This is a genomic window from Caldisalinibacter kiritimatiensis (assembly GCF_000387765.1).
Classification (GTDB): domain Bacteria; phylum Bacillota; class Clostridia; order Tissierellales; family Caldisalinibacteraceae; genus Caldisalinibacter; species Caldisalinibacter kiritimatiensis.
Map to the genome: position 1 here is coordinate 1 of NZ_ARZA01000033.1, position 10,255 is coordinate 10,255.

13 protein-coding genes are annotated in these 10,255 nt (G+C 30.5%); all 13 read right to left on the reverse strand.

Annotation, left to right across the window (positions count from 1 at the left end):
• The coding region (locus L21TH_RS13970) for a S4 domain-containing protein (RefSeq protein WP_278244272.1) at positions 1-131 on the reverse strand (131 nt) is incomplete at its 3' end.
• A gap of 11 nt (positions 132-142) precedes the next feature.
• A complete protein-coding gene (gene dxs, locus L21TH_RS00925) occupies positions 143-2,008 on the reverse strand; it encodes a 1-deoxy-D-xylulose-5-phosphate synthase (RefSeq protein WP_006306738.1) in 1,866 nt (621 codons plus the stop codon).
• 9 nt (positions 2,009-2,017) lie between these two features.
• Positions 2,018-2,644 (reverse strand): hypothetical protein, encoded by a 627-nt coding sequence (locus L21TH_RS00930; protein ID WP_006306740.1) that lies wholly within the window; start codon positions 2,642-2,644, stop codon positions 2,018-2,020.
• A gap of 785 nt (positions 2,645-3,429) precedes the next feature.
• Positions 3,430-4,326, reverse strand: a complete 897-nt coding sequence (locus L21TH_RS00940) for a polyprenyl synthetase family protein (RefSeq protein ID WP_006306742.1) — start codon at positions 4,324-4,326, stop codon at positions 3,430-3,432.
• Between the two features lie 12 nt (positions 4,327-4,338).
• Entirely contained in the window at positions 4,339-4,569 is a 231-nt protein-coding gene (gene xseB / locus L21TH_RS00945; protein ID WP_006306743.1) for an exodeoxyribonuclease VII small subunit, read from the reverse strand.
• Entirely contained in the window at positions 4,550-5,794 is a 1,245-nt protein-coding gene (gene xseA, locus L21TH_RS00950) for an exodeoxyribonuclease VII large subunit (protein WP_006306745.1), read from the reverse strand. Before xseA ends, xseB begins: the two co-directional genes overlap by 20 nt.
• On the reverse strand, positions 5,785-6,636 hold the full coding sequence (gene folD, locus L21TH_RS00955; protein WP_006306747.1) for a bifunctional methylenetetrahydrofolate dehydrogenase/methenyltetrahydrofolate cyclohydrolase FolD: 852 nt from the start codon (positions 6,634-6,636) through the stop codon (positions 5,785-5,787). Before folD ends, xseA begins: the two co-directional genes overlap by 10 nt.
• Before the next feature lie 3 nt (positions 6,637-6,639).
• The gene (locus tag L21TH_RS00960; RefSeq protein WP_006306749.1) at positions 6,640-7,611 is read right to left on the reverse strand and encodes a Kae1-like domain-containing protein; all 972 of its coding nucleotides are present in this window, start codon (positions 7,609-7,611) and stop codon (positions 6,640-6,642) included.
• Entirely contained in the window at positions 7,604-8,017 is a 414-nt protein-coding gene (gene nusB / locus L21TH_RS00965; RefSeq protein WP_006306751.1) for a transcription antitermination factor NusB, read from the reverse strand. The genes L21TH_RS00960 and nusB overlap by 8 nt, the downstream gene beginning before the upstream one ends.
• A 163-nt stretch (positions 8,018-8,180) precedes the next feature.
• Positions 8,181-8,408: a DUF2273 domain-containing protein gene (locus tag L21TH_RS00970; protein WP_006306752.1), complete on the reverse strand. Its 228-nt coding sequence runs from the start codon at positions 8,406-8,408 to the stop codon at positions 8,181-8,183.
• A gap of 22 nt (positions 8,409-8,430) precedes the next feature.
• Positions 8,431-8,970, reverse strand: coding sequence for an alkaline shock response membrane anchor protein AmaP (gene amaP, locus L21TH_RS00975; RefSeq protein ID WP_034428918.1), 540 nt, complete (start codon positions 8,968-8,970; stop codon positions 8,431-8,433).
• A gap of 61 nt (positions 8,971-9,031) precedes the next feature.
• On the reverse strand, positions 9,032-9,436 hold the full coding sequence (locus L21TH_RS00980) for an Asp23/Gls24 family envelope stress response protein (protein ID WP_006306754.1): 405 nt from the start codon (positions 9,434-9,436) through the stop codon (positions 9,032-9,034).
• 79 nt (positions 9,437-9,515) lie between these two features.
• Positions 9,516-10,169, reverse strand: a complete 654-nt coding sequence (locus L21TH_RS00985) for a SpoIIIAH-like family protein (RefSeq protein WP_006306755.1) — start codon at positions 10,167-10,169, stop codon at positions 9,516-9,518.
• Positions 10,170-10,255 lie beyond the last annotated feature (86 nt).

The window sequence follows — 10,255 nt, forward strand, 5'->3', positions numbered from 1 at the left end:
CCAGGTTTTTCTACTCTTCTGTTATCTATATAGACCATACCTGCCATAACGAATTTTTTTGCTTTTTCTCTACTCTCAGCTAACCCTTTTTTTACTAATAATACGTCTATTCTTTCTTTTTTTTTAGTCATAACTCTCTCCCCTATTTAAATTTCTTCCTTAGTGTATTAGCAATACTATCTACATCAAGGTTGTTTTCTTTAAATAGTTGCTCTACATTTCCATGTTGAATAAATTTATCTGGTAAGGCAATCACATCTACATTACCTTCGTAACCAATATCATTCAACAGCTTAACAACTTTACTTCCAAAACCACCTATTTTTACATTGTCTTCTATAGTTATAATTGTTTTATGTTCTTTTGCTATTTTTTTTATCAATTTTTTATCAACTGGTTTTACAAATCTAGCATTGATTAATGTTGGAGTAATACCTTCTTTTTCTAATATATTACTAGCTTTTAATGCATATTCTACCATTCTTCCTACTGCTATTACTGCTATTTCCTTACCTTTTTTTAATATTTCTCCATTGCCGTACTCTATCTTATTATTTTTATTTAAATAAGATAAATCTGCACATTGTCCTCTCGGATATCTTATAGCAATAGGTCCATTGTAGTTAATAGCAAACTTGAGCATTTCTGCAAGTTCATTGCCATCCTTAGGAGCTAATACAGCCATATTTGGTATATGAGTTAAATAAGATAAATCAAACACACCATGATGGGTCTCACCATCTGCTCCCACTAATCCTGCTCTATCTATAGCGAATACTACAGGTAAATTCTGCAAACATACATCATGTAACAACTGGTCATATCCTCTTTGTAGAAAGGTTGAATAAACTGCGAAAACTGGTTTCATACCATTTGTAGCTAAACCTGCAGCCAATGTAACACCATGTTGCTCAGCTATACCAACATCGAAAAATCTTTTAGAAAATTTTTCTTTAAATTCATCTAAACCCGTTCCACTTGGCATTGCTGCAGTTATAGCTACAATATGTTCATCTTTCTCTGCTATTTTTACTAATGTTTCACCTACAATTTGTGAATATTTCTTTACACTATTTTTCTTTTTTGCCTTACCAGTTTCAATAACAAATGGTGATGCACTGTGGTATTTATCAGGATTCTCTTCGGCCGGCTTATAACCTTTACCTTTTTTTGTAACTGCATGAATTAAAACAGGTCCTTCAACATATTTTGACCTCTTAAATACATTTATAAGTTCTTTTATGTTATGACCATCTACAGGACCTAGATATTTAAAACCCAAGCTTTCAAATAGCATTCCTGGTACTAAAAAATATTTTACACTGTCTTTAGCTCTTTCAGCTGTCTTAAATACTTTTTTACCCACAGCAGGAATGCTATTTAATATTGTTTCAATATCTTCTTTCATCCTGAAATATGTAGGTTCAGTTCTAATTTTGTTTAAGTAACGCGATAATCCTCCAACGTTTTCTGAAATAGACATTTCATTATCATTTAATACAACTATCATGTTTGTTTTTATATCTCCAGCATGATTTAAAGCTTCAAAGGCCATACCTGCAGTCATTGCTCCATCTCCAATGACACACACCACATGATAATCCTCTTTTTTTATATCACGAGCTAATGCTAATCCTAATCCTGCTGATATTGAGGTTGAACTGTGACCAGTTTCAAATATATCATGTTCACTTTCACTTCTCTTTGGAAACCCACTTAAGCCTTTATATTGTCTTATAGTTTTAAATTCTTCTTTTCTACCTGTTATTATTTTATGTACATATGCTTGGTGCCCTACATCCCATATTATCTTATCTTTAGGACTATCAAATACCTTATGTAATGCTAGTGTTAATTCTACAACTCCTAAATTTGAGGCTAAGTGTCCCCCTGTTTCTGAAACCGTTTCTATAATAAACTGTCTAATTTCTGATGATAAGTTATTTAGGTCACTTATATTCATATTCTTTATATCTTTTACACTTGATAATGACGATAATTTATTCACGGAATTCATCTACCTTTCTTTTTTTATCTTTTTCTTTTTCTTAAGCCTAGGTAATAAATCAATTCCAAATTTTTTGTGTAAAATCATGAAAAAGTTTGCTGTATATAGTACTATTTTATTAGCGTTATTAATAGCAATTTCTTTACCATAAGCTTTGCCGCCGACTGTTAATGCAGCAATGATTCCACTCATTACTATACTAACAAAAGCACCTTCTTTTATTCCATATATATTTAATAGTTTAATAACAATAATTGTCCCTGCAGCACCACTAATTATACCAGCTATATCACCTATAACGTCACTACAAAAATTTGAAACAGGTCCTGCATTTCTTATTAGTCTTACAGCATATCTTGCTACTTGAACTTTATTAGCAGCCATAGAGTGAAATGGAGCCTCATTTGCAATAGCAACAGAAATTCCTATTAAATCAAAAACAACTCCTAAGAATATTATCAAAATAAGAGTTATAAAAGCCATTATGATATCAAAATTTCTCATTATTGACTCTGAAATCATACTTACACTTACTGCTAGTACAAAAGTCCAAAATGTTATCAAAAGAACCCATTTTATATTATACTTTTTCCTTTTTTTTGTTTTCTTACTATCCTTTTTTTTATTATTACCCAAATTCATTCCTCCAACTCTACTCCATACTTTAAATTAACCCCCACTTTTAAAAGTGGGGGTTAAAGCTCTAAGTAAAGTGTTAATAAACAGTCTCTGGGATGGTAGTATATTAGGTAAACTTTGCGGCTTAAGGTCTAGCAGGATTTCCCGAACAGAAACTGCATGTCGCCATACAGCGGTTTCCCTTTAATCCCATTCCTACCTTGTCGCCATAGGTAGAGCTAGATTACCACTTAGTCCGCACTGTAATCCCTAACATACCTCCACTCAGGAACAGTCTAGGAGTTTTCCTCAACAGCCACGCTAATTTCTAGCCTCTTTTGCAAAATAGGTTTCAATAGCAAACTCTTCATTCCATGGGCCCATGGAAATCCAAGCATACACTATTTTCCACCTATTTCACTCAAGGCAGGCTACGCTGCATGTAGCTTTCACCACAATGCAGGTTTTCCCATTTACTAATGTAAACGGGTCTCCACGGAGGTAGGGTCATCGCCCACATGCCTTTGTGGATCGCCCCATCCTCCTTACTCCCAGAATCGACCCCCAACTGGGCGTCGGCAGCCGAAACCAGGAACTTCATCGATATGCCCTTTGACGGATTTTTAGCCCCGCCTTCAAAATTAGCAGCACTGACTAGAATACTGCACCATCCCAGTTTCACTGTATCATAGACTAGAACTAATTATAACATATTAAAGTTACTATTTCAAACTTATAAGCAATATAAAAATCATCCATACGTCTTTCTATTACACTATATTCTCGACTTACTAAGCTCTATTTTAAACTTCTCTTTCAACTAAATAATTACATAATCTCTTAAAAAAGTCAACTGTTTCTTTATGCTCAAATAATTTTAATGCGTTTTTGGCTATTTCACTTAATCTTTTCGTTTCTTCAATAGATTTCTCTAAACCATACATTGCTACATATGTAACTTTATTATTTTCTTCGTCACTTCCTATGTCTTTACCAAGCTTATTGATATCTCCTATTTCATCCAATATATCGTCACGTATTTGGTATCCTAACCCTATAGCTTTTCCATATTGTCTTAATTTATTTATTTCTTGTTCTGTTGCACCACCTATTATTGCACCTGCAACTATTGATGCTTCTATCAAAGCAGAAGTTTTATTTTTATGTATAAATTTTAATGTTTCTTCACCTATATCTTTTCCTTCAGATAAGACATCAACTACTTGACCTCCTATCATTCCAAAAACACCTGCTGCTTTAGCAATTTCGATAAATGCATTAATATATTCATTTCTGTAATTTTTATTATTTTTTATAGCATCTATCATGGTCTCATATGCATAATTCAATAGTGCATCTCCAGCTAATATAGCAATATCTTCTCCGTAAACTTTATGATTTGTTAATTTTCCTCTTCTATAGTCGTCATCATCCATAGCAGGCAAATCATCGTGAATTAGTGAATATGTATGTATCATCTCTAAGGCCAAAGCAAAAGGTAATGCTTTTTTATAATCTCCACTAATTAACTTGCAAGCCTTTAGTGTTAATATAGGTCTTAATCTCTTTCCTCCGGCAAATATGCTATATCTCATTGCTTTAAATACTTTTTCTTGTAACATTCCTTCATTGGGTAGCGTCTTATCTAATTCACTTTCAATTATATCTTTATATTCATTTAATTCGTTACCTAATTCCATACTATCCTCCTACTATTCATTTAGAAACTCTATTTCTTTTACTTCTCCAGTTTCATTTTCTAAAAGTAATTTAACTTTACCCTCAACGTTATTAATAAAATCATTACAATACTTGTATAATTCTACTCCTCTTTGAAATTCCTTAAAAGATTCCTCTAATGTTAATTCACCATTCTCCAGGTTATTAACTATTTTTTCCAATTCTTTAATAGCACTTTCAAAATCAACATTCTTTTCGTTCATTTAGATTATTTTCCTCCTCTTTCTCTAAATCCAAGGAAACAACTTTCATTTTTGCAGTCCCGTCTATAAATTTTATGTTAACAACTTCATTCTTTTTCAGTTCGTTTATACTTTTTATAACATGTCCATCTTTATTTAAAGTTAGTGTATAGCCTCTTTCAATTATAGACACAGGACTTAATGTATATAATTTTTCTTCTAACATCTCAACTTTATTTTTATATTTCTCTAATAAGTAATTGTTATTTTTTATTAATTCTTTAAATAAGATATCAAGCGTTTGTTTTTTCTGATTTATTTTATCAATCGGATTATTATATTCTAGTTTAACCTTTAGTAAAGCTATCTTACTTCTATTTTTATTTAAGTTTTCTGAATAAGAGTTATATAATCTATTAAATAATTCGTTTAATTTACTATTAACTTCACTCTTACTAGGAACCGACAATTCTCCTGCAGCAGATGGTGTAGGTGCACGTAAATCCGATACAAAATCAGCAATTGTAAAATCTGTCTCGTGCCCCACTGCTGATACAACAGGTATTTTCATCTTATGAATTGTACGAGCAACATTTTCTTCATTAAAAGCCCAAAGCTCCTCAATAGAACCTCCACCTCTACCTGTAATAACTACATCTATATCATTACGGCTGTTAAAATGCTCTAACCCTTTACAAATATCCTCACTAGCTCTCGGTCCTTGAACTAAAACAGGATAAATTATTATTTCTGCTGATGGTAATCTTCTTTTTACTACTGTTACAATATCTTTTACAGCAGCTCCCTTTGATGAAGTTACAACTCCTATTTTTTTTGGAAATTTAGGTATCGGTTTCTTTTTATTTTCATCGAATAATCCTTCTTCTTCTAACTTCTTTTTTAGTTTTTCAAATTCTATAAACAAGTCACCAATACCTTTTGTAGTCATCTCAGTGACGTATAACTGATAATTTCCATTTCTTTCATATACTGAAATATATCCAATTGCTACTACACTCATACCATCTTCAGGTGTGAAGCTTAAGTTTTTGCAGCTGTTATTAAACATTATGCAATTTAATTTAGAATCATTATCCTTTAGTGAAAAATACATATGACCACTATAATGATGCTTAAAATTTGATATTTCTCCCTCTACCCTTATATTATGAAGAATAGGGTCACTAGTTAAGACTCGTTTTATATATCTATTAACTTCTGATACCTTTAAAGGTTTTAACTCCATTTTTTCTTAAAAGCCTCCACTGTATTTTCCAATAACATTGCAATTGTCATTGGACCTACACCACCAGGCACAGGTGTTATCCATGATGCCTTTTTCTTAACATTTATATAATCAACATCTCCAACTAATTTTCCATCTTTAAAGTTAATACCTGCATCAATTACTATCGCTTTATCTTTAACCATAGTTTCAGTAACAAGATCTGCTACACCAGCAGCCGAAACTATAATGTCAGCATTTCTAATATGTTCTTCTAAATTTCTTGTTCTAGAATGGCATATTGTAACTGTAGCATTTTCTCTTAGAAGTAGTAAAGCTGTTGGTTTGCCAACTATATTACTACGTCCTATCACTACAGCATTCTTTCCTTCAATTTCTATATCTGTTGACTTTATTAGTTTAATAATTCCCTTTGGTGTACAAGGTAAAAATCCTTCTTCACCAAGAAATAATTTACCTGTATTAACAGCATGAAATCCATCTACATCCTTTGATGGTAGTATATTTGCATTGATTTTTTTCTCACCTATTCCATTAGGTAATGGTAATTGTACAAGTATACCATTAATGTCCTCATCTTTGTTTAGTTTATCAATTAACTCCAGTACTTCTTCTTCAGTAGTATTAGCATCTAACCTATAAACAACTGAATTTATGCCAACTTTTTTACAAGCTTTTTCCTTCATTGAAACATATTTATGAGATGCTTTATCATCACCAACTAAAATTACAGCTAATCCAGGCACTTTATCTGTTTTACTTTTTAGTTCTTCTATTTCGTTTTTTAAGCTTTCATGTATAGAGTTAGCTATTTCTTTACCATCAATTATTTTACCTGACATGTTTTACACCTCACTATTTATTCCTCTTTTAATTTTACCTAAATAAGCAATACCAATTGCACTATCTGTACAATATTTAGATTCTGGAAAATATATATTTCCAATATTTTTATTCTGTATATTCTCAATTAGTATCCTTCTGATTATTGAATTCGATGCTACTCCTCCAATAATTAGTATATCCTTTATATTATAAACCTCTATTCCATTTTTTATAATATCTAATAATGAATATCCTATAGAGCTAAATAAATTATAAGCTATTATCTTGCTATCGTACTTGTTTTTATCAATTAACTTATTAAAATAAGTTTCTGTCCCCGAAAAATTTAGATATGTATCTTTAACACTTACAGGATAGCTTATTTTTTTATTTGCGCCCTTTTTTTGAGAAGCTGCATCTAATTCTCTTCCACATGGAAATTTCAGACCTAATCTTACACCTATTCTGTCAACTAGCTGTCCTGCACTAACATCTTTAGTTCCTCCTATTATATCTATATTAAAGTTTTCTAGTTCATCTCTTACTCTTAGTAATTCAGTAGTCCCTCCCGAAATATGTAGTGCTAAGAATTCTTTTTTTATCTGTAAATCACTTCCTATAAGTCCAGCTGCAATATGTCCATCTTGATGACTAAATTGTTTATAAGATGCATTTAAAGTCTTTGATAAAATAAAACCTTGGTTTTCTGAAACTTTGAAAACAGGCATGTATGATTCATTTAAATTTCGAGGTTTAATACTAGCTGAGACAACATTGATTTTATTTAAATCTATTTCGTTTGATAATTTTTCTATTAAGGTTCTAATATTATTAATATGTTGAAAGACAGCTTCCTGCTGTCTTAATCCTCTTTTGCCTTTTTTAACTTTTAATATCATTCTATAATCAGCAATTATTCTATTAGACTCTTTTATAACGGCTATAGAAGTAGTATATGCACTAGTATCAATACCTAAATAATAGTTACTCATCTTTTTCATCCAATCTTTTAACATAACTACCTAGTACGCCGTTTATAAATTTAGCTGATTCTAAATTACTATAAGTTTTACTTATTTCTAATGCTTCATTTATTGAAACTTCTAAAGGTATATCGCTTCTATAATTAATCTCACAAATCGCTATTCTTAATACAGATAGGTCTACTTTAGCTATTCTATTTAGCTTCCAAGACTTAGAATGTTTTTCGATTACACTATCTATATATTCTTTATTCTGTATTGCTTTTGATATTATATCACTAATATATTCACTTTCTCTATTTTTTGGTTTCTTTTCTTCTAAATACTCTTCAACAATGCTATTCGAAAAATTATTGTTTATCTCCATTTGAAATAATAACTTCATAGCCTCTTCTCTTGCTATTTTTCTGCCCATCTGTAACCTCCTATTTAATTTTATCTTAATTTTAATAATTTGTATAAAATTGTTTCTATATTGTTTAATGAAACTACCCTATTTAATATAGCAATAAATCGATACATTATCAAGAAGTATTCATTCTATGTTTATTTTATCTAAGTCTTAGTTTTTATATGTACTATTTTAATTTTCCAGGTGGTAATATCCTATCTAACAATTCTCCTATATTTTCGCGATTATCAATTTTTTTGCCAAAATAATAACCTATCGCTACTAAAATCAAAATAAAAATTGTTTTAAAAAATCCTACAGTTAGAAAGACTATAGCTACAATCAATCCAAATAGACTACCTAAAATTTTACCTTGATGTTTTTCAAATATGTCTAATAATCTTTCCTTGAGCAAGCTAATCACCTCTTCAAATAACTTATCTTGTCACTTTCACTGGAGCTGTAATATTATTCACTTCAACTTTTACTTCTTTAACCTCTACACCTGTACATTTTTCGACGTGTTCTTTTACTTTATTTTGTAATCCTGTAGTAACTTCTGGAATATTAACGTCCGGGTATACTAAACCTTTTATTATTAATAATATACTATCTTCTTCAAATTTTACATCTACTTTTACGTCACTAATGCCTTCTGTTGTTGAAACCACATTTTCAGTTAATCCAACAATAGTCTGACTTGATATCTTTAATTGTCCTAGTTTAGTATATCTCATTATATAATTATTTCTATTAGTTCTCGTAATTCCTGATATTAGAAATTTTATACTAACTAATAAAAATGCAAGTCCAATTATAGAATACCAATAATTTCCCTTTGCAGCAGATAAATATGGAGTAACTGCATCAACTTGCAATAATTTTATATTTTTTATTGGGAATATCATGATAAACATGGAAACTATAGCTAAGCATAATGTATAAATCGTGAGTATAATTCTATCTAGTATTTTCATCCTTAACACCCTTTCTAAATATTTAAATTAACCCTCTGATAAATCAGAGGGTTCTTTTTAATTATCTAACTCTATGGTGTGGCTCTTCAGGTTGCTCATCTTCTTCTTTTTCTATATTAACACCTTGTATATGAATGTTTACTTCAACAACATTTAAGCCTGTCATTGTTTCCACTGCATTCTTTACTCTTTCTTGAATTTCCCATGATACTTCTGGTATTTTAGCTCCATACTCAACAACTATGTATAGGTCTATAGCCGCTTCTTTTTCTCCTACTTCTACTTTAACTCCTTTTGATAAGTTTTTTCTTCCTAACATTTCAGCAATACCGCCAGCTATACCACCACTCATCCCAGCTACACCTTTAACTTCAGTAGCTGCTAATCCTGAAATTATACCAACTACTTCATCCGCAATTTTAATCTGTCCATATTGTATTTCATCAATGTTTACATTCTCTGCCATATCTTCACCCCCAAGGTCATCATATTTAACATTTTTATATGAATATTATATCAGAGCACTGCTCTTTTTACAAATAGTACTAAAACTTTTTCATTATTTTTATTTGCGTTGCATCTAACTCAGTTTCACTCATTACTATTTCTAATATTTTCATTACATCTTGTTCTGTTAACTCATCTCTTGAAACTACAACTCTAGCACTGTTTTCATCTAAAAACACAACAACATTTTCAAAGCCTTTAGCTTTTATTAATCCTTCAATAAACAGTTCTTTTTCTGCTATTTTCCCAATCGTAATAATTTGTTTTTGTGCTTCGTTTCTTATACTCTGATCTGTAGCTTTGTTGTTTATTATTTCCTCTAATCTTTCAATTAAATCTGCTCTTAATTTATCTCTAGATATGCGATATTCAATAAAATAGTTACTATTTTCAACTTCAACTGATTTACTCATTGTTTCTTCGATATTTTCATTTGTTTCATCAGTCATAACTTTTACTGCCGAGTTATTATCAGCTACATCAGTATTACTTTCCTTAATATCATCAACATTAGATTGAGTAACTTCTTTATTAGTATCTTGAATATCTGACATTTTCTCTTTTTCATATTCCTGATATTCATTAGAACTTTCTAATAAGGAATATTTAGTGAATTGATGGTTTATATACCCTACAATCACTAATAAAAATACTAAAGTAATTAACAATATTGTTTTTCTCTTTAAAAACAATATTTACCCCCCTTTACTATTCTCTTGATAGCTCGTTGCAGAACTCTACAACTCGCATAAATACTGCATTTTATTTATTTAAATGG

Excerpts from the sequence above, each read along its gene's own strand:
- L21TH_RS00940 (WP_006306742.1), bottom strand. The coding sequence starts at position 4,326 with ATGGAATTAGGTAACGAATTAAATGAATATAAAGATATAATTGAAAGT.
- xseB (WP_006306743.1), bottom strand. The coding sequence starts at position 4,569 with ATGAACGAAAAGAATGTTGATTTTGAAAGTGCTATTAAAGAATTGGAA.
- xseA (WP_006306745.1), bottom strand. The coding sequence starts at position 5,794 with ATGGAGTTAAAACCTTTAAAGGTATCAGAAGTTAATAGATATATAAAA.
- folD (WP_006306747.1), bottom strand. The coding sequence starts at position 6,636 with ATGTCAGGTAAAATAATTGATGGTAAAGAAATAGCTAACTCTATACAT.
- L21TH_RS00960 (WP_006306749.1), bottom strand. The coding sequence starts at position 7,611 with ATGAGTAACTATTATTTAGGTATTGATACTAGTGCATATACTACTTCT.
- nusB (WP_006306751.1), bottom strand. The coding sequence starts at position 8,017 with ATGGGCAGAAAAATAGCAAGAGAAGAGGCTATGAAGTTATTATTTCAA.
- amaP (WP_034428918.1), bottom strand. The coding sequence starts at position 8,970 with ATGAAAATACTAGATAGAATTATACTCACGATTTATACATTATGCTTA.
- L21TH_RS00980 (WP_006306754.1), bottom strand. The coding sequence starts at position 9,436 with ATGGCAGAGAATGTAAACATTGATGAAATACAATATGGACAGATTAAA.